The organism is Parabacteroides sp. MSK.9.14, assembly GCF_019041495.1.
GTDB lineage: Bacteria > Bacteroidota > Bacteroidia > Bacteroidales > Tannerellaceae > Parabacteroides > Parabacteroides merdae.
The window spans coordinates 160,286-180,268 of sequence record NZ_JAHPXO010000001.1; the positions used below are offsets into that span (position 1 = coordinate 160,286).

14 protein-coding genes are annotated in these 19,983 nt (G+C 43.8%); 13 read left to right on the forward strand and 1 reads right to left on the reverse strand.

Going from position 1 to position 19,983, the window contains the following annotated elements; genetic code table 11:
• The first annotated feature begins 12 nt into the window (after nt 1–12).
• From KTG12_RS00550 to KTG12_RS00580, 7 genes are all read left to right on the forward strand, one after another.
• Complete coding sequence (locus KTG12_RS00550; protein WP_240142649.1) at nt 13–3,009, forward strand: glycoside hydrolase domain-containing protein; 2,997 nt, start codon at nt 13–15, stop codon at nt 3,007–3,009.
• Between the two features lie 218 nt (nt 3,010–3,227).
• The gene (locus tag KTG12_RS00555) at nt 3,228–6,053 is read left to right on the forward strand and encodes a DUF5107 domain-containing protein (RefSeq protein ID WP_237976626.1); all 2,826 of its coding nucleotides are present in this window, start codon (nt 3,228–3,230) and stop codon (nt 6,051–6,053) included.
• 515 nt (nt 6,054–6,568) lie between these two features.
• On the forward strand, nt 6,569–7,381 hold the full coding sequence (locus tag KTG12_RS00560; RefSeq protein WP_005645223.1) for an alpha/beta hydrolase: 813 nt from the start codon (nt 6,569–6,571) through the stop codon (nt 7,379–7,381).
• A gap of 12 nt (nt 7,382–7,393) precedes the next feature.
• The gene (locus tag KTG12_RS00565; RefSeq protein WP_022321605.1) at nt 7,394–9,169 is read left to right on the forward strand and encodes a hypothetical protein; all 1,776 of its coding nucleotides are present in this window, start codon (nt 7,394–7,396) and stop codon (nt 9,167–9,169) included.
• A 26-nt stretch (nt 9,170–9,195) separates the two neighbouring features.
• Nucleotides 9,196–10,080: a hydroxypyruvate isomerase family protein gene (locus KTG12_RS00570; RefSeq protein WP_005639694.1), complete on the forward strand. Its 885-nt coding sequence runs from the start codon at nt 9,196–9,198 to the stop codon at nt 10,078–10,080.
• A gap of 10 nt (nt 10,081–10,090) precedes the next feature.
• Entirely contained in the window at nt 10,091–11,227 is a 1,137-nt protein-coding gene (locus tag KTG12_RS00575; RefSeq protein ID WP_155144327.1) for a glycoside hydrolase family 43 protein, read from the forward strand.
• Nucleotides 11,228–11,333: 106 nt separating this feature from the next.
• Entirely contained in the window at nt 11,334–12,233 is a 900-nt protein-coding gene (locus tag KTG12_RS00580) for a YitT family protein (RefSeq protein WP_005645231.1), read from the forward strand.
• A gap of 414 nt (nt 12,234–12,647) precedes the next feature.
• Here KTG12_RS00580 and KTG12_RS00585 read toward each other — a convergent pair whose 3' ends face one another.
• Nucleotides 12,648–15,464, reverse strand: a complete 2,817-nt coding sequence (locus KTG12_RS00585) for a pitrilysin family protein (protein ID WP_122343348.1) — start codon at nt 15,462–15,464, stop codon at nt 12,648–12,650.
• 196 nt (nt 15,465–15,660) lie between these two features.
• On the opposite strand from KTG12_RS00585, the gene KTG12_RS00590 reads away from it, so the two are divergent.
• The 6 genes from KTG12_RS00590 to KTG12_RS00615 all read left to right on the forward strand — a co-directional run bounded on the left by KTG12_RS00590 (nt 15,661) and on the right by KTG12_RS00615 (nt 19,975).
• Entirely contained in the window at nt 15,661–17,097 is a 1,437-nt protein-coding gene (locus tag KTG12_RS00590) for a Gfo/Idh/MocA family oxidoreductase (protein ID WP_119216232.1), read from the forward strand.
• A gap of 152 nt (nt 17,098–17,249) precedes the next feature.
• Nucleotides 17,250–17,978 carry a DUF4271 domain-containing protein gene (locus KTG12_RS00595; RefSeq protein WP_005639714.1) on the forward strand — a complete coding sequence of 243 codons (729 nt, stop codon included), beginning with the start codon at nt 17,250–17,252 and terminating at the stop codon, nt 17,976–17,978.
• Nucleotides 17,975–18,742 (forward strand): uroporphyrinogen-III synthase, encoded by a 768-nt coding sequence (locus tag KTG12_RS00600; protein WP_036608063.1) that lies wholly within the window; start codon nt 17,975–17,977, stop codon nt 18,740–18,742. The genes KTG12_RS00595 and KTG12_RS00600 overlap by 4 nt, the downstream gene beginning before the upstream one ends.
• On the forward strand, nt 18,732–19,118 hold the full coding sequence (rnpA, locus tag KTG12_RS00605; RefSeq protein ID WP_005639719.1) for a ribonuclease P protein component: 387 nt from the start codon (nt 18,732–18,734) through the stop codon (nt 19,116–19,118). Before KTG12_RS00600 ends, rnpA begins: the two co-directional genes overlap by 11 nt.
• Nucleotides 19,118–19,339 carry a membrane protein insertion efficiency factor YidD gene (gene yidD / locus KTG12_RS00610; protein WP_036723952.1) on the forward strand — a complete coding sequence of 74 codons (222 nt, stop codon included), beginning with the start codon at nt 19,118–19,120 and terminating at the stop codon, nt 19,337–19,339. Before rnpA ends, yidD begins: the two co-directional genes overlap by 1 nt.
• A 3-nt stretch (nt 19,340–19,342) precedes the next feature.
• The gene (locus tag KTG12_RS00615) at nt 19,343–19,975 is read left to right on the forward strand and encodes a TatD family hydrolase (RefSeq protein ID WP_155144051.1); all 633 of its coding nucleotides are present in this window, start codon (nt 19,343–19,345) and stop codon (nt 19,973–19,975) included.
• Nucleotides 19,976–19,983: the final 8 nt, after the last annotated feature.

A 19,983-nucleotide genomic window follows, 5' to 3' on the forward strand; every position in this document is an offset into this window, starting at 1 on the left:
TAGACGATGGATATGATGAGGAAATATATAGAATATATAGTGTTGTTTTTATTTTTATTGTCTTGTTCCTCAAAAGTGGAAATACTGACTGGGGATAGCCAATATCAGCCTTTTGCTCCTGATGGAATTCCTTTTGTTGTTGCGGATTCTATGTGGAATGTTGATATGCGAGGTAACCATAGAGCAGTTGTACGAGTTTCCGATATAAATAGCAATACAGCCGTTAAGGCTGTATTGCCTTGGCGACGTCCAGATTTACGTCCGGAGACTAAAAAAGTTGTAGTTGTGGATGGACAGACTGGCATAGAAATAAAGAATGTCGAGATTCTGGATTTTTCTTCAGAGTCTGGAACGATTATATTTGAACCAATTTCAGGAGAAGGGCTCTATTATATCTATTATTTGCCGTATAAATATAGAAAAGGAGCTGGTGATGCACGTTACGGTAAACCTTGGAATGATTATCTTCCCCCTATTTATGAGGTGGACGGCAAATGGAAGTCTGAATTACCAACTAATTTACCGATAGCCCAGGTTCTTCGTTTTGAAAGTCGAACGAAATTGGATGCTTTTACTCCAATGGGGATTATCGCGACGATAGATGAGACCGATAGCTTGTTGCAGCAGTACCCAGAAACGCCGATTTTGTTTCCGGAGGATAGAGCATTTCCTATTCGTTTGACAGATCGATTGCCAATTCGTTGGATAGAAAAGGGACCGGCTAAATCTTTTGCTGGTGTAGCTTTGCGAAATGAGTATTATGTTTGGCAAATTGGAGTGTGGGCTGCTCATGAAGGGCTGGATAACGTTAAACTTTCATTTAGCGATTTGAAAAATGGTTCTACGAAAATAGCAAAAGAATCTATTACTTGTTTTAATCAAGAAGGTATAAATTGGGATGGGAAACCAATAAGTTTTGATATCCAGATTCCAAAAGGAAAAGTGCAAGCTCTTTGGTGTGGAGTTCAAATTCCGGAAGATGCCAAAATCGGAACTTATGTGGGGGCAATTGATTTTCAGGTAAATGAAGTCGTTACAAAAACGATTCCATTAGAAATAACAGTCACGGGAGAAGTTTTGGCTGATAAAGGAGATGGAGATCTTTGGAGGCATGCAAGGTTGAGATGGCTGAATTCTCAAATAGGAGAAGATCGTGAACCGGTCACTCCTTTTCTTCCGATGAAAGTAAATGGCAATATAATTCAGGCAACAGAGAAAACATTTCGTATTGCTTCCAACGGGCTACCGGCTTCGATAGAAATTAACGGCAAACAGGTTTTGGCGAAACCATTTCGTTTTGTTGTTGTTACAAATGATGGTGATATTGCTTTTGATGCGGAAGATGCTGTTCTGAAAAAAGAGGCGGATGGAATGGTTTCTTGGATATCATCTTATGAAAAAGACGGGATCCATTTTATCAGTAATGCTTTTATGGAATATGATGGCTATGTGCATTATGATTTGAAAGTTTCGACAGAGCGGGATTTAATTGTGAAAGATATACGTCTGGAAACGGATTATACACCTTATGCCTCGGAGTATTTTATGGGAACTGGTTTTGACGGAGGTTTCCGTCCGGTAACTTATCAATGGAATTGGGATGGACCTTGGGATAGTTATTGGATGGGAAATGCTTTGGCAGGTTTGCATGTAGAATATAGAGGAGGCAGTTATCATGGTCCTTTATTGAATGATTATAAGCCTGCTCCTTCGAGAGTTTGGGCAAATAGTGGAAAAGGTATGATAAAGGTGTCTGGAGCAAAAGGGTTAGGTGCAAAAGTTATAGCTAGTACGGGAGTGGATACATTATCGATTCAGCCGAAAAATTATGAATTTGCATTGATGATAACTCCTTCTAAAAGATTGAATTCAGGTAAGCATTTTTCTGAACGCTATTATCATGCCATACATTCAGGGTTTGATAAGGCGGCAGAGGAAGGAGCAAATATTATTAATATTCATCATGCTAAGCCTTTGAATCCAGTTATTAATTATCCATTTATTGTGCGAGATTCTTTGGTTGCATTTATTGATCATGAGCATAAATTCGGACGGAAAGTTAAGCTGTATTATACCATTCGGGAATTGACTAATTATGCTCAAGAGATTTATGCTTTAAAAAGTTTGAATCATGAGATATTTGTTTCTGGGCCTGGATATGGATTGCCATGGCAATGTGAGCATTTGATAGATGACTATAAGCCTGCATGGTATACAGAATTACCTCAGGATTGTTCGGATGCAGCATTAGTATTGAATGGATTTTCACGTTGGATTAATTATTATTTGGAAGGTTTGCGTTGGATGTTTGAAAATTATGAAATAGATGGTATTTATATGGATGATGTTTCTTTCGATCGTACTGTTATGAAACGAATTAGGAAGATTATTGCGAAATATCGCCCCGATGCTTTAATTGATCTTCATTCAAATACTGGGTATTCCATAGGTCCGGCTAATCAATATACAGATTTCTTCCCGTATGTGGATCGATTGTGGTTTGGTGAGAGTTTTAAATATAATCAAATGCGTCCGGATGAATGGCTTGTTACTTTTTCTGGGATTCCATTTGGTGTTATGAGTGAAATGTTACAAGACGGAGGAAATCGTTTTCTGGGAATGGTATATGGAACGACAGCCCGTCATTCGTATGGACGATTTTCTCCTGCTCCTGTATGGAATCTGTGGAAATCCTTTGGTATAGAGGAGGCGAAAATGTTAGGATATTGGGATGAATTTTGTCCTATAAAAACTTCTGATCCAGAAGTTAAAGCTACTGCTTTTGTGAAAACAAATAGTATTTTGATTTCTGTAGGTAATTTTTCTGAATCGGATAGGAATGTTCATCTGATCATAGATTGGAATTCTTTAGGAATGGATAAGACGAAAGCACTATTGAAAGCTCCGTTTGTCAATGATTTTCAACAAGCTTCTACATTTAGTTTAGACGAGATGATTCCAATAAAACGAAAAGAGGGATTGTTATTGATCCTGTCTATTTCAAAATAGTTTGGAACAAACATAAAGAATGGAAAGGAGAATCTTTGGTTTCATGTTTAAAAGATTTTCCTTTTCTCTTTTTGGCCTATTTGATTTCAATTTTTTATTTGACATAATTTTTTAGCATAATAGATATGAAAAGTATTTTTATTTTCTTTTGTTTGATGATAATGGACTCTTTATATGCACAACATGAACGAGCGTCTGTTACAGAAATGGTACAGAATATGAAAACTTATCCTTTTTCAGATCCTGATCCAGTCGCTAACCCTTCCGACATTTTCTATCCTTATTTTCGTTTTGATGGTTTTTCTGAAAAAAGTATAGATAAGGAATGGAAGGTTGTTTTGCTTGAAAATGATTATATATGTTTGACCCTTTTTCCCGAAATAGGAGGAAAAATATGGGGAGCTTTTGATAAAGTTTCTAAGAAGGAGTTTATTTATAATAATCATGTGGTGAAATTCCGTGATATTGCAATGCGAGGGCCTTGGACGTCTGGTGGCATTGAATTTAATTTTGGTATTATCGGACATGCTCCGACAACAAGTACTCCAGTTGATTATCTGACGAAGAAAAAAAGTGATGGAAGTGTTAGTTGTTATATCTCTTCCTTTGATTTAATTACTCGTACATTTTGGACAGTTGAAGTTAATTTACCTAAAGATAAAGCTTATTTCACTACGAAAACAACATGGTATAATAGTTCGTCGATTGACCAACCTTATTATCAGTGGATGAATGCAGCTTATAAAGCAGAAAGGAATGCTCAGTTTTGTTATCCGGGAACAAATTATATTGGTCATGGAGGGGAACTTCATTCTTTTCCATTCGATGAACAAGGGCGTGATATATCTTGGTATGAAAAGAACAATTTCGGAAATTCGAAATCTTATCATGTCTTAGGACAATATAATGATTTTTATGGGATTTATTGGCATGATGATGATTTCGGTTCTATTCATCATGCTAACTATGACGAGAAATTAGGTATGAAAATATTCCTTTGGGGATTATCTCGTGAAGGAGAGATATGGAAAGATTTGTTAACCGATACGGATGGGCAATATATAGAACTTCAGTCTGGTCGGATGTTTAACCAACCAGCCTCGAATAGTTGTTTTACGCCTTATAAGCATACGGCTTTTAGTCCTCAAGCAACAGACACTTGGATAGAATATTGGTTTCCAGTAAGGAATATTAAGGGTGTATCCAAAGTTAGCAGTATAGGAGCTTTGAATGTATTAAAAGAAAAGAATTGTTTAAAATTATATTTTTCTCCCTTGCAACAGTTATCGACAACAGTAAAGTTGTATGAGGGTGAACAAGAGATTTATTCAACTTTTTTTAATTGTGATGTTTTAGAAACTTGGGAAGACTCGATTCCATTTAAAAGTAGGGGTACATGTGGAAGATTAAAGGTGGTAATAGGGGATAATCTATTAGTTTATTCGGAAGAAACTTCTGATAATGTAACAAATCGTCCCAAAGAACTGCCTGCTGACTTTGATTGGAATTCCGCGTATGGTCTTTACATACAAGGTGAGCAGTGGATGAACCAGAAAGTATATGACAAAGCAGAAAAGTATTTAACTGCTTCTTTAGAAAAAGAGGCTTATTTTCTTCCAGCTTTGACGAGTTTGGCTTCATTGTATTATCGTCAAGGACGTTATGAAGATGCATTGTTTAATTGCCATATAGCTTTAAGTGTCAATGCTTATGATGGTTATTCTAATTATTTGTACGGTTTGTGCAATATGGCTTTAGGTAATGAAACGGATGCTAAAGATGGTTTTTCTGTCGCTTCATATTCAATTTCTTTTCGCAGTGCTGCTTACGAAAAGTTAGCAGAAATGTTTTTGATTGCTTGTGATTGGAAAAAGGCTGAACATTATGCATTGAAAAGTAAGGATTTTAATCAACAGAATTTAAAGGCGGATCAGGTTTTGATGATTGCATATCGAAAGATGGGACAGATGAATAAGGCGAAAGCGGTTATTGATTCTTTGTTGGATGATCTGCCATTATATCATTTGGCTCGTTTTGAAGATCTTCTGTTAGGAACATTTAATGAGGCTAATAAAAATAGTTTTGCTTCGTTGATTCGTAGTGAATTGTCTTTTGAGACATTCATGGAAATGGCAGAGTGGTATGAAACCGTAGGATGTAAAGACGAAGCTTTGATATTATTTTCTTTTATAGATGATTATCCTATTGCTAATTATAAGAGAGCTTGGCTGTTATATGAAAAAGGGAATATATCGGAAAGTCTGGAGATGTTGGATAGAGCAAATGAATTGTCTCCTGAATATATTTTTCCATTCCGTTCTTCTACGATAAAGGTTCTGGAATGGGCTAAAACACTTCGGCCGAATTGGAAAATCGATTATTACGAAGGTTTAATATATTGGGCAAATCAGAATAAGGAAAAAGCATTGGAGCTGTTTGATAATTGTGGGGAAGTAGAGTATGCTCCGTTTTATTTAAGTCGTGCTTCTTTAAAAAAAGGAGAGGGGCGTTTAATGGATTTATTAAAAGCAGAACAAAAAAGGATATCTTGGCGCACAGGTTTCGCTTTGATTAATTATTATGTAGCAGATCATCTGTGGGAACAAGCTGTTGAAGTCGGGGAAAAATATATGAAACGGTATCCATCAAATTATTATATAGGATTGAAATATGCAAAATCTTTATGTGAAATGGGGCAATATAGCCAATGTATATCTTTATTGAATAAAATGTCGGTTCTTCCGAACGAAGGTGCATACGAAGGACGTGCTGTTTATCGAGCTGCTAATTTATATCGAGCTATAGAACAACTGAATCTTGGAAATTATGAATCGGCTATGAAAAGTGTGGAAGATTCTAAAAAATGGCCGGAAAATTTAGGAGTCGGAAAACCTTATGATAATATGATTGATAATCGTTTGGAAAACTATCTGGAAGCGAAAGTTGCAAAAAACAAGGAGATAGGCAGAAAGAACTGGAAATTTTATCATTGGTTGCAAATTATAAATTTTCAAGAGAGTATTTCGAATCAGGGAATTTATTGAGTGCATTGGCTTTACAGGAATTAGGAAAAGTTTCAGAAGCGGATGATATGGTTAAAATTTGGAGTATTAGGTTCCCGAATGATCAAAAAGTTCAATGGTGTACGGCTATTTATCATAAAGAATATGATAAAGCTATAGAGTGCCTTAAATCTCGAAAAGAACAGATTGATTCTACCCCTTGGGAAAACTCATTCTATGATTCAAATTTTGATTTGCTCGTCCGTTTATTTGGGTTATAAAGTCAAGTGAAAAGTATAATGCTTATATCCAGAATAGCCCTGAAGTTCTAAAGTTTTGTAGAATGACATTTATAACTTAACGGTATTGGTAGACTATTAGTAAAGGGAGTGAATTGGCAATTTAATTGTGATAATGATTGATTTCGTTTTTGTGGAAAAACGGATTTTGATGCAGTCGTCCAGTTTTTTTCTCCGGTTTATCATTAGTTCTTACTTTTTTCGTTACATTAGCACCTGTTTTTAATAACTCAGTTAATGATTAAGAATTAATACCTTATGAAACACATTCTTTTACTTCTCTTATCGTTCTTTGTACCCGTGGTATGGGGGCAGCAGGTAGAACAGTTCAAGCTCTGGCCGGATAAGCCGGAAGCGGGCGAGGCGGAAATCTTTGTTTATCATCCGGCGAAGGGCGGGAAAGCGGCGCCGGCGGTGCTGATATGTCCGGGTGGCGGATATAGAGGGCTGGCGATGAATCATGAAGGGCATGATATGGCGAAATGGTACGCTTCGAATGGGTTTGTTGCAGTCGTTTTGAAATACAGGATGCCGGAAGGTGTACATACGATTCCGCTGAGCGATGCGGAGAAAGCGATGTCTGTTATTCGGGGCAATGCAGCCAAATGGAACCTGGATGCGAATAAGGTCGGAGTGATCGGCTCGTCGGCAGGCGGACATTTGGCAGCTTCACTCAGTACGCTTGCAGCAGATGCCAACCGGCCGGACTTTGCAATCCTTTATTATCCGGTGATCAGCTTCGATAATATGACGACACATGGCGGTTCCAAGAAGAACCTTTTAGGCAAAGATATCGAGAATAAGGAGTTGGTAGACCGCTATTCCTTGCAGAAACAGGTGGATGATAAGACACCGAAGACTTTGCTTCTGCTGAGCGATGACGATCAGACCGTTCCGCCGTTGAACTCTATCCTTTATTATACGGCGCTGAATGAACACCATATCCCGGCTTCTCTCTATATGTTCCCCAGTGGAGGACACGGTTGGGGATTCCGGTATGACTTCACCTACTATCAGGAAGTGAAAGACCTGATACAGAAATGGCTTACCTACATAAAAATCACTGATTAATCTACCGATATCATGAAACCGATTACGCTATTGCTGGCAGCAGGTTCCCTGCTGCTGAGTGCACAAGGACTTTCCGCACAGACGGACGGTTCCGGGAAAAAGGAATATTGGAATGCAAATACCCTCTTGATCCCTTATCGGCTGCCACCTGCTCCCGCAGGGTATAAGCCTACCTATATAGACTTGGATGGTGACGGTGATCCGGATATCCTGCGTACGGTGACGGCCAACGGTATTCCGGTGCAATGGATCGATGACGACGACGATATGCAGTACGGCGATCTGGAGGGCGATACCGATAACGACTGCCTGATGATAGACCGTAATAAGGACGGTGTCTACGGTGGTTACGGTGACCTTATCATCGACTGGGTGGGCGAAGATGAAGACGGTAATCCGGCCATGCAGGTCGTAGTCGACAATATCCCCGAAGCAAATCGGATGAAGACCGGCAACGGGCATTATATGTGGGTGGTGGATACGGACAAGGACGACGTGTTCAACTATATCGACTGGAACACGTTCACCCTCCGCTGTTGGATACATAACGGCCTGTCGGATTTCTACGAAGATTATAACGGGAAGAGCACTTTCATGAAGATACACAGCACGACCGAACGTGTGAACGATGTCCGTATGAACTGGGAAAACCCTTTCCTGTTCTATGATCCCGACAATGACGGGCTGACAGAGATGGCGATCCGTTTCTGCGACTCTCCTAAGATCGTGAAAGAGAACGGACAGGCAAATTCCGTCCTCTCAGGTAATATCGACTGGGTTTCCGTTTCGATGGATACGGATAACGACAATGCGCCGGGCAATGAGTTCGATTTCGATATGACCATCCATTTTACAGGTCCCGGCTTCAACTACGAAAACCAGAAACATATCAACAAGAACCTGCGCGGACTTCCCGAAGCCGATACGTTCTTCCTCGATGCCCGTTGGCGTAAGCTTCCGGAACTGTTGTATCCGGATCATGATGCCGCCTGGGATCTGACATTCAAAGAAGGTAAATGGGATAAAGTTTGGTTTACTTACGATGAGGACGACGATTGCAATCGTTGGGAACGTGTGGAGTTGTATCAGCCGCGAGATCCGTTCAAGGTAGGAAAGAACCAAGGCGGAATAGACAATAACGGACAGGCCGATCCGGCGGGTGACCGGGGTGAATGGGATGAAGACAATTCCGGCCACGGGCAGTTGTATGTCAGCCCGATAGACGGCAAGATCCACCTGTACGGAGCCGAATGGGGTTGCTGGCGCATCGACCAGAATGCCCGTTACTATCAGGGAATGGGCGGAATCTATGACGGTTACGGTCCGAAACGCATCGAGACCGAGCCGACCGTGTTTCCGACTGTCAAATATACGGATACGGACAATAACGGTTTCTTCGATCTGATGGAATTCGACCTGGATGGCGACAAGGTGTTCGAACAACGCCTTTCCATGAAAGAACTGGGGCTGGACGACCGTTGTCAGGTGATCAATACCGCTTCCATGAAGTACGAAGATTTTGTCGATCTCGAATCGAAAGTTTCCGACACCATGTGGAAGAATGCCGAGAAAGCGGTCGAAGTGGCAAAAACCAAAAAACTGAATACCAAATGGTATGCTTTGATGTTGCAGCCGAAATCCATTCGCGAACGCTATCATTATGGTTTTTGGTTGCAGTTCTATCTGTACAATGACCTGAAAGATTTGGCCGAACGGACAAACGACAAGGCGTTGGCAAGCGTAATCGACAAGGCTTATTTGCAAGGCAAATGGGAGCTGATTAAATAATTTATTAACGTAAGAACAAGAATAGTATGAAAAACATTTCGAGAAGAACCGCCATTAAGACAGTATTGGCCGGAAGTGCAGCGATGGCTGTATCCGGTATGGAAGCAGCAGCTCCCGCAAAGAAGAAGAAAGTGGAGAAACCGGAGCCGCTGAAAGGCAATATCCGCCATTCTGTAAGTAAGTGGTGCTTCGGCAGTTATCCGTTGGATGAATTTTGTGAGATTTGTAAAAACATAGGAATCGAATCGATAGAACTGCTCGACCCGAAAGACTGGCCTATCGTGCAGAAACATGGTTTGACGGTTGCGATGGCGCAGGGTGCGGGCTTAGGTATCGACAGGGGGTTCAATGATCCCAAGTTGCATGACGAGCTGGTTGCCAGTTATGAACAAGTCATTCCGATGGTGGCTGAGGCCGGACTGACGAACCTGATCTGTTTTGCCGGGCGCCGGAACGGTGTGACCGACTTGCAAGGTTGGGAGAACTGCGAGAAAGGCCTGAAACGTCTGATGCCGATAGCCGAAAAGTATAATGTCGTCCTCACGATGGAGCTTCTGAACAGTGTCGGTCATAAGGATTACTTGTGCGACCATACCGTCTGGGGAGCGGAACTATGCCGCCGTATCGGTTCGCCGAACTTCAAGCTGTTGTATGATATCTATCATATGCAGATCATGGAAGGAAACGTGATCGAGCATATCCGGAAATATCACCAGTATTTCTCTCATATCCATACAGGAGGCGTTCCCGGCCGTGCGGAGATCGACGAAACGCAGGAACTCTACTATCCGGCTATCATGAAAGCGATTGTGGAAACCGGCTATAAAGGGTTTGTCGGACAGGAATTTGTCCCGAAGCAGGAAGACAAGATCGCTTCGCTTGAGAAATGTATCCGTATCTGCGATGTATAAACAGCCAGGTATGAAACGAATTGCTATTTATCCTCTGCTGTTGCTCTTCGCTTTGTGTGGATGTAAAGGGAAAACCGGGACTTCACAGGCCGGGAATGTTTTTAAACCCGGTGAAATCTGGCCGGACAATAACGGCGTGCACATCAATGCTCATGGCGGCGGTATGTTGCAGCAGGGCGATACCTATTATTGGTTCGGCGAGCATAAGACGGAAGGCGAAGGGGGAAATGTAGCCCAGGTCGGCGTTCATTGCTATTCTTCCAAAGACTTATATAACTGGAAAGACGAAGGAATCGCTTTGTCTGTTTCGGATGACGAGTCGAGTCCGATCGTGAAAGGTTGCATTCTGGAGCGGTCAAAGGTTATTTTCAATAAAAAGACGGGTAGGTACGTGATGTGGTTCCATCTTGAACCGAAAGGCGCCGGTTATACGGGAGCCAAAAGCGGTGTGGCTGTCAGCGAAAAGGTTACAGGACCGTACAAGTTGTTGTCTGCCGATCGTCCGAACGCCGGTTTCTGGCCGAAGAATGTGTTGGATATCCATAAAGGTCAGGTTCCCGAAGAATCGAAGAAAGGTTTCGGTGGAGGTGGTCTGCCTGCCCATCCTGACACGTTGAACCTGCTGGGACGCGATTTTGAGAGCGGGCAGATGGCACGTGACATGAACCTGTTTGTCGACGACGATGGAAAGGCTTATCATATCTACGCTTCGGAGGATAACAGCACGTTGCATATTTCCGAACTGACGGACGATTATACGGCTTGTTCCGGTAATTACGCCCGTTTCTTTGTCGGTCGTTTCATGGAAGCGCCTGCCATGTTCAAGAAAGACGGCAAGTATTATCTGATCATGTCCGGTTGTACCGGTTGGGCCCCGAATCCGGGGCGTTCCGCAGTTGCCTCTTCTATCTGGGGGCCGTGGAAAGAGTTGGCGAATCCGTTTGTGGGAGCCGATTCGGAAACCTCTTTCCACTCGCAGAGCACTTATGTGCTGCCTGTTCCTGGCAAGCCTGACCGGTTCATCTATATGGGAGACCGTTGGACACCGGAGAACGCCATAGACGGCCGTTATATCTGGCTGCCTATCCGTTTCGAAGGCGAACAGCCGGTTATCGAGTGGCTGGACGAATGGGGAATTGAGAATTGACAATGGATAACTGCCAATCGGGAAGGGAATGATATTTAATTGTCAATTCTCAATTCTCAATTGTCAATTGTTTTGTACTTTTGCAGCCGCATAAAACAAACGAAGAATGAAACCAACATTGTCAATGAACTCTAACCATGTAATGGTCAGAGAATTAAAGGACTACCTGATGATCGCCTTAGGTATGATCTTTTATGGAATCGGGTGGACTGTTTTCCTGTTGCCAAACGATTTGCCTTCTGGGGCGGTTCCGGGTATTGCCTCTATTGTCTATTGGGGAACGGGCTTGCCTGTACAATACACTTATTTTGCCATTAATGCTTTGCTATTACTGCTCTCGCTGAAGATTTTGGGTTGGAAGTTCAGTATGAAGACGGTGTATGCCGTTTTCGTCCTGACGTTTTTCCTTTCCGTGATACAGCGTTTGACATCCGGGCTTCAATTGTTGCACGACCAACCGTTTATGGCTTGTATCCTGGGGGCTATCTTTTGCGGTAGCGGTATCGGTTTCGCTTTCACTGCGAACGGGAGTACGGGAGGTACGGATATTATTGCAGCGATTGTCAACAAATACAGGGATGTCAGCTTGGGGCGTATGATTATGTTCTGCGATATGATCATCATCGCGTCCAGCTATTTTGTGCTACACGATTTGGAGAAGGTTGTTTACGGGTATGTGACGCTGTTTGTCACAGGGTATATGATTGACCAGGTGGTTAACAGCTCTCGCCAGTCGGTCCAGTTCTTCATTATTTCCAGTAAATATGAGGAGATCGGTAGGGAGATTAATGCTTTGCACAGAGGTGTGACTGTGATCGACGGGACCGGGCTTTATACGGGAAAGCAAGTGAAAATGATGTTTGTCTTGGCAAAAAAGAGCCAGTCCAATACGATTTTCCAAATTATCAATGATATCGATCCGAGGGCTTTCGTTTCGCAAAGTGCCGTTATCGGTGTATACGGGGAAGGATTCGATCATTTCAAAGTGAAGAAGAAAACTAATTGACGCTTTGTTCAGAGTGCTTCTATGTCCATGTCCATACTCTTTTTTCGAGATCCTCTGTCACTCTATCACTAACAGCTTTGCAAGCATTGGTAAACATGATACACAGGAGTGATACATGCCGGATTCATGTATCACTCCTGTGTACTTATGTATCACACCTTACCCATGCTTTGTAAAACATACAGTCTTTTTTTACTTAGCAAGTATCTTGATTACAACAGATTGGTATGTAATCTTCCCAAACATCCGGGTGTCGGAGCCATGAACATCCGGATGTCGAGGGCGGCAACATCCGGGTGTATGAAGCCTGAAGATGGGCGTGTTCCTGTACATTTCCGCTTGCTTTTCACTTTTTTCCTGCTTGTTTTCTGTAAAAATGTACCTTATGTAGGCGTAATAACTTCTGCAAGGCGGTTACGGCTCCATTACCACTTCGATCTGGTTGCCCTGTCCTAACAACTTTTTGGCAAAAGCTTGAATCTTGGCTGGCGTGATGCCTTTTATCGTTTCTTCGTATGCTGTCTCGCCGTTGAACCCGCGGAAGTAATAATTATCCAAAGTCGTCAGCCAGTAAACATTCTCCTGCAGGTTCTCTGTGTGGCGCTTCAGGATATTGTCCTGGCTCTTCTTGAAATCTTCGTCGCGCGGGCCGGATTTGACGATGTTATCCAGTTCTGTCCGGACGATAGCGTTCATCTTTTCCCGTTTGGCCGGATCCGTATCGAAATAGGCTTGCAGGAATGTCTGCCCTTCAGGGAAGGAAGAAATCTGTGCGGAAGTCTGTACTCCATATGTCCCGCCTTCGTCCTCGCGTACCTTTTCCATGTAGACCAGATCGAGAATCTGCTTTAACATAGTGGCGGTGAGGATGTTTTCAAGGTTATATTCCATCTTGCCGGACCAGAAGTTGACAACCGACGCTTTCGGTGTTTCCAGAGCGCGTTTGAAGATATTCGTGTATTCGCCCTTGCGGATAGCCGGTACTTCGGCGGGATTGGCTTTTTCGGCACGTCCTTTGACCGGGAGTGTCGCCAGATATTGTTCTACAAAAGGACGGATACTGTCTGTGTCGATATTTCCGACGAACGTAAAGATAAAGTCTGAAGTGTCGGCAAACCGTTCTTTGTACATCTCCATGATGCGTGGGTAGCTGATCTGCTTGAAGTCGCCGGCCGTGATGCGGGCGGCACGCGGGTTATTGTCGTAAATCGCCTTTGTCAGTGTGTCGCTGAACGCCACCATCGGGTTCAGTTCCAGGTTTTTCAATTGTGCGATCATACGGTTCTCGAAGGATGTATAAGCCTCTTCGTCCATGCGCGGAGCCGTGAAATAGAGATAAACCAGCTCAAACAATGTCTTCAGGTCGGCAGGAGCGGCATAACCGTTTACGTTTTCCGTATTCAGGCCGATGGAAGGAGAGCAGGAGACTTTCTTTCCTGCCAATACCTTGTTCAGATCGGTTGCCGAGAAATTGCCGGCTCCGCCAAGCGTAATGACATCGTTGAATACTTTCAGGTTGTCGATATCTTTCGCTCCGAACAAGGTGCTGCCACCGGGGCTGGTGGCCGTCATCAGGATCTCGTCTTTCTTGAAGTCCGTATGTTTCAGTACGACCTTGATACCGTTGTCGAGTGTCAGGACCGTCGCGCCGAACAGCGGGTCCGTCTTCATCTCCCTGATCTTTCCCGGAGCGGGCAGTTCGGGGATCAGCGGTTCGTTGGAAACAGTCTCTTCATAGGGTTTGACCGGTAATTGTTGCGCCTTGATAAAGTCTTCCAATAATTGGGCCTCGGTCGGATATTTTATGTCTGCCTTGTCAGGGCCGGTCAAGCCGATTACGATATTCTTGTCGCCGATCAAGCTCTGGGCGTATTGGTTCACCTGCTCGATTGGGATTTGCGGTGCGATCTGGCTGATTAGCTGATATTCCGTTTCTATGCCCGGAATGTAACCACCGTCTGTAAAGTGGCGGACATATTCGTTCGTATAAGAGCGGTTCTTTTGTTTGTCGCGGTCGTTGAACAGCGATTCGTATTGTTTCAGGACATTGATACGGGCGCGGTCATATTCGGAAGCCGTGAAGCCGTACCGTTTCACCCGTTCCGTCTCCGTCACAAGCGCGTCGAGTGCCTTGTCGATCTCACCTTCCTTTACCAGGGCGGCAACCGTGAAAGCGCCTTTTGTCTTGGCAATCATGAAATCTCCATCCGAAGCCTGGGCGGCGACAAAGGGAGGATCCGCTTTTTGCATTATCTCGGCAAAGCGTTCGTTTATCATCGTTTCGACGACATTCTCCATATAGTCCTTCATCAATCCGGCGGCGGTGGCATACAACTCTTTCGGCATCTTGTCGTGCTTATAGAATATGGAAAGGATCATATTGGAAGCCTCCTTGTCCGTAGCAATGGAAACAAGCGGTTTATCATTGTCCGCCACTTCCGTATATTCCCGTTTGGCCGGATTTACCGGAGCCGGGATATCAGCAAAAATACGTTTTACGGCCGCTTCCACCTTGTCTACATCTATATCCCCTACAATGATAATGCCCTGCAAGTCGGGGCGATACCATTTTTTATAATAGTCGCGAAGCTCGTCCGGCTTGAAGTTGTTGATCACGTCGATCGTGCCGATCGGCATCCGGTATGCATATTTGTTGTCCGGAAACATTTTCGGGAGTTGCTGTTCCCAGATACGTGCCTGGGCATCCTGTCGCGTGCGCCATTCCTCCCGGATCACGCCCCGTTCCTTTTCGATGGCCGTATCTGCGAGGGTGATGAAGCCCGACCAGTCGTGCAGGATCAGCAGGCAGGAGTCGACAATGCTTTCGCGGGTGACCGGAGCGTTCATGATCATGTAGACCGTTTCGTCGAAACTTGTATAAGCGTTGAAGTTCTCACCTCCGCGCATCCCGATGCTTTCAGTAAATTCATCCATGCCATGCCCTGGGAAGTTCTTTGTTCCGTCGAACGCCATGTGTTCAAGGAAATGGGCCAGTCCGCGCTGGTTCTCGTCTTCCAGGATCGATCCGACATTCTGGGCGATAAAGAAATCCGCACGGTCTTTCGGCTGTGCATTGTGTCGGATGTAATAAGTCAACCCGTTATTTAGCTGTCCGTATCTTACTTTCGGGTCTATGGGCAAGGGTTGTATTTCCGGTTGCTGCGCTGCCAAACGGAGGGAGGCTAGTATCCAAAGGAAACATCCGATGGATAGAATCTGTCTGATCTTCATATCACTTATATTCTTATTTAAAAGTCGACAAATGTATATAGTTTTTTGTTACAACACCCATAAACCGGAAAACGTTTGCTAAGATTTAGGAAAAAACTTCTGAGAAAGCTTTTATGTAAGAAAAAAATATCTATTTTTGTAAGGTTGTTGTTTTTATGTGCACGCAAACATTAATAATTTATCTAATATATTTACCATGAAATCTGAAGATATTTCACGTCGCTCGTTCCTGAAACGGGCAGCCGCCCTTTCAGCTGCGGCAGCAATTCCTTCTTTTTGGATTCCGTCTAAGGCCAATGCCATGCCGGGTGTTCCTTTTGTCAGTGCCAACGAAAAAGTGAGAATCGCTTTTATCGGTATCGGTAATCGTGGAGGCGAGATCGCACAGGAACTGTATAAAACCGGTTTGTGCGAAGTGGTTGCACTTTGTGATGTGGATATGGGTGCACCTCATACTCAGAAACTTATTTCCATGTTCCCGAAAGTTCCGCGTTTCCAGGATTTCCGCCAGATGTTCGACAAGATGGCCGACAAGATCGATGCTGTTACAGTCGGTACACCGGACCATTCCCATTTCCCGATCACGATTGAGGCGATGGCTCATGGAAAACATGTATATGTGGAAAAACCGATGGCCCGCACCTTCCAGGAAATCGAAGTGATGATGCGTGCCGAAAAGAAATTCGGTGTCGTTACCCAGATGGGTAACCAGGGACATTCCGAAGCCAACTACTTCCAGTTCAAGGCATGGAAAGAAGCCGGCTTGATCAAAGACGTCACTGCTATAACAGCTCACATGAACTCTCCGCGCCGTTGGCATAACTGGAACCCGAACATCACGCACATGCCAATGGGTGAACCAGTTCCCGAAACATTGGATTGGGACACTTGGTTGGGTGTTCGTCCGTTCCACGAATATAATCATGACTACCATTTGGGACAGTGGCGTTGCTGGTACGATTTCGGTATGGGCGCATTGGGCGACTGGGGGGCTCACATCATCGATACCGCACACGAATTCCTGGATCTCGGTCTGCCGACGGAAGTAAATCCGTTGTATCTGAAAGATCATAACCCGTTCTTCTTCCCGATGTCTTCCCGTATCCTGTTCAGATTCCCGGAAAGAAAAGAAATGCCGGCTGTCGATATTACCTGGTATGACGGTCTGGATAATATTCCTCCTGTTCCTGAGAACTACGGTTCTTCCGATGTCGATCCGAATATCCCGACGGTTGCCGGTGGCAAACTTCAGTTGGCAAAATTGAACCCGGGTAAGGAAATCTATACGAAGACTTTGACATTCAAGGGTGGTTCTCATGGTAGCACCTTGTCTGTGATTCCTGATCAGGTAGCCAAGGATATGAATCCGAAGTTGCCGGAATATCAAAAGAGCCCGTCCAACCACTACGCAAACTTCCTATTGGCTTGCCAGGGCAAGGAAAAGACCCGTTCTCCGTTCTCTATCGCAGGTCCGTTGAGCCAGGTATTCTGTCTTGGCGTGTTGGCACAGCGCATGAACCGCAAGATCGTGTTCGACCGCGACACGAAGCAGATCGTGAACGATCCGGTTATGAACCAGATGCTAGTTGGCGAAATGCCGCGTAAAGGTTGGGAACAGTACTACAATATTTAATGACGTCGGTAGGGGCGAGGTCTACTCGTCCTCTCATAAAGATAGTTTCTAAGATCGTTATTCATAACGGTTGATTGTTTGAGAAGGCAAGCTTGTCGGGTAAGCTTGCCTTTCTTTTTTGATTATCTTTGCACCTGTAATACGCAGGGAACATGAATATATTTGAAGGATATGTGGGCATTCGCTTATGGGACGGGCAGTTGGTGGATGATGTCATCTTCTCCCTGCTGTTATTCCTGTTTATTGTCTTTTCCTTTGTGTTCCGGACGAATTTCCAACTGTTTGTGAAGATGCTGAAAGATGCTTTTCTCGTGAAGGAAAGGCAGAATCTATTTGACGATGTAATAGGGAAGAGCATATTCTTTTTCCGCAATTTTATGACATTCCAAGTCTTGTTCCTTTCAAGTATCGCCCTGATTGCGGTCGGCAGGATATACGGATTTGTGAATTATGCGGAATGGCAGGCGGTTTTATCGGCGATCGGAACGGTTTTTTGTGTTTTATTCCTGTTTTATCAGTTTAAACAATGCTGTTATTACCTCCTGGGCAGCGTGTTTTCCGACCCAGATAAGTATAAGTTATGGAAGACGAGTTATAATGCTATTATGGGGATTTGGGGAGTATCTTTATACGTTCCGGTGTTGTGGTTGGTGTTTGTCGGGACATACGTAACTATACCGATAGTAATGTTTTGTATTCTCTATATTTTGTGTCGTTTTGTAATAATTTATAAGACAATACGGATATTTCACAAGAAAAGCACTGGTTTATTGTATATAAGTTTGTACCTTTGCGGCCAAGAAATTTTACCTCTGGTATTTTTGTACGAAGGTATGGTTTATTTGTATAACTTTATCGAGACAAGTACTCTATGGCATTGAACATCAAAAAGTTGCTGGTATCACAACCGAAGCCTGCATCCGAGAAGTCCCCGTATTTCGACATTGCAGAGAAGTATGGAGTTGAGATTGACTTCCGTCCATTCATTAAAGTAGAACCTCTTTCATCTAAGGAGTTCAGACAGCAGAAAATTTCTATTTTGGATCATACGGCTGTTGTTTTCACGGCTCGTACGGCGATCGATCATTTCTTTCACCTGTGTGAGGAGCTGCGTGTTGCCATTCCCGAAACGATGAAGTATTTCTGTATGACTGAGGCCATTGCCGTATATTTGCAAAAATATATTGTGTATAGGAAGCGTAAGATCTTTTTTGGACAGACCGGAAAGCTGGATGATCTGGTTACAGTTATCGGCAAACATGCAAAAGAAAAATATCTTGTGCCCGTTTCCGACGTGCATAAAGATGATTTGTTAACTATGTTGGAAGCGAAAAAGATTTCTTTTACGAAAGCTGTTATGTACCGCACCGTAAGCAATGATTTCTCTAAAGACGAGAAATTCGACTATGATATGCTGGTATTTTTCAGCCCTTCGGGAATTTCCTCTCTGTTGAAGAACTTCCCGAATTTCAAACAAGAAGATATAAAGATCGGATGTTTCGGCCCGACAACAGCCAAAGCGGTGAAAGAGGCCGGTTTGCGCCTGGATGTGGAAGCGCCGACTCCCGAAGCTCCGTCTATGACGGCTGCCCTGGAATTGTATCTGAAAAAAGAGATGGGTAGTAACAAAAAGAATGGTAAATAGAAGGTATACCCTTTCAAAAGAAGAACGTCTGTCGTGGAAACGTTACATTGACCTGTTGTTTGCAAAAGGGCAATCGTTTGTGGCGTTTCCACTGCGGGTCGTTTATTTAGCGGTGGAAGAAGAGACATTAGCTCCAGTGTCTATCTTGGTGAGTGTTCCCAAAAAAAAATTCAGGCGTGCCGTAAAACGGAATCTGATCAAACGTCAGGTTCGCGAAGCCTATCGGGTACGCAAATATGATCTGATCGATCCGCTGACGGGAAAAAACAAGCGTATGCTGGTTGCTTTCCTTTATTTGGACAAGGAAATCCATCCTTTTGCCGATATGGAAAAAGCCATGACAAAAGCATTGAACGTACTTCGCGACAAGGCATGATAAAGCGTTTTTTTACTTTTCTTCTGTTGTTGCCGGTCTATTTTTATAAATATTGCATTTCTCCCATGACGCCGGCATCGTGCAGGTACACGCCTACTTGTTCCGAATATGCCGTGCAGGCTCTCAAAAAACATGGTCCGGTAAAGGGATTGTATTTAGCAGTCAAACGCATTCTTCGCTGCCATCCCTGGGGAGGAAGCGGATATGATCCTGTACCGTAAAGTATGGTTTATTACGATATACATACTCACCATTTGCCCGTTCATCCGGAAGATGTCGCTATAGTTAACAGTCTGGTTCCTACGTTCGATGTGGAAACGGGGTTGTTCCGTTCTGTCGGCATTCATCCCTGGTATATATATAACGTGGAAGAACAGCTTGCCGAATTGAAGCGGCAGGTCTCATTTCCGGATGTAGTGGCTATTGGCGAAACGGGCTTGGATAAAGGTGCGGAAGCTCCGTTGGACTGTCAGCGGGAAATCTTTAGGGCGTCGGCCTCTCTTGCCGAAAATGCTGGCGTCTTTTTAATCATTCATTGCGTGAAAGCTTGGGACGAACTGATAGCCTCGAAAAAAGAACTAAAGCCTCGTGTACCGTGGATTATACACGGTTTTCGTGGTAATGCCACATTAGCCGGGCAACTTATCCGGCAGGGTTTTTACCTCTCCTTTGGCGAGTATTTCAACCCCGGAGCCGTACGTGAAGCATGGCCCGGCCGTTTGTTTGCCGAAACGGACGATCGCGAAATCGATATCCGAACTGTCTACCGGAACCTTTCGGTTTCCTTGAATCTCCGGCTTGAACAGTTTGCCGGACAGGTTGCCGAAAACGTCCGCGACATCCTTCATCTACCTTAAATCATTGT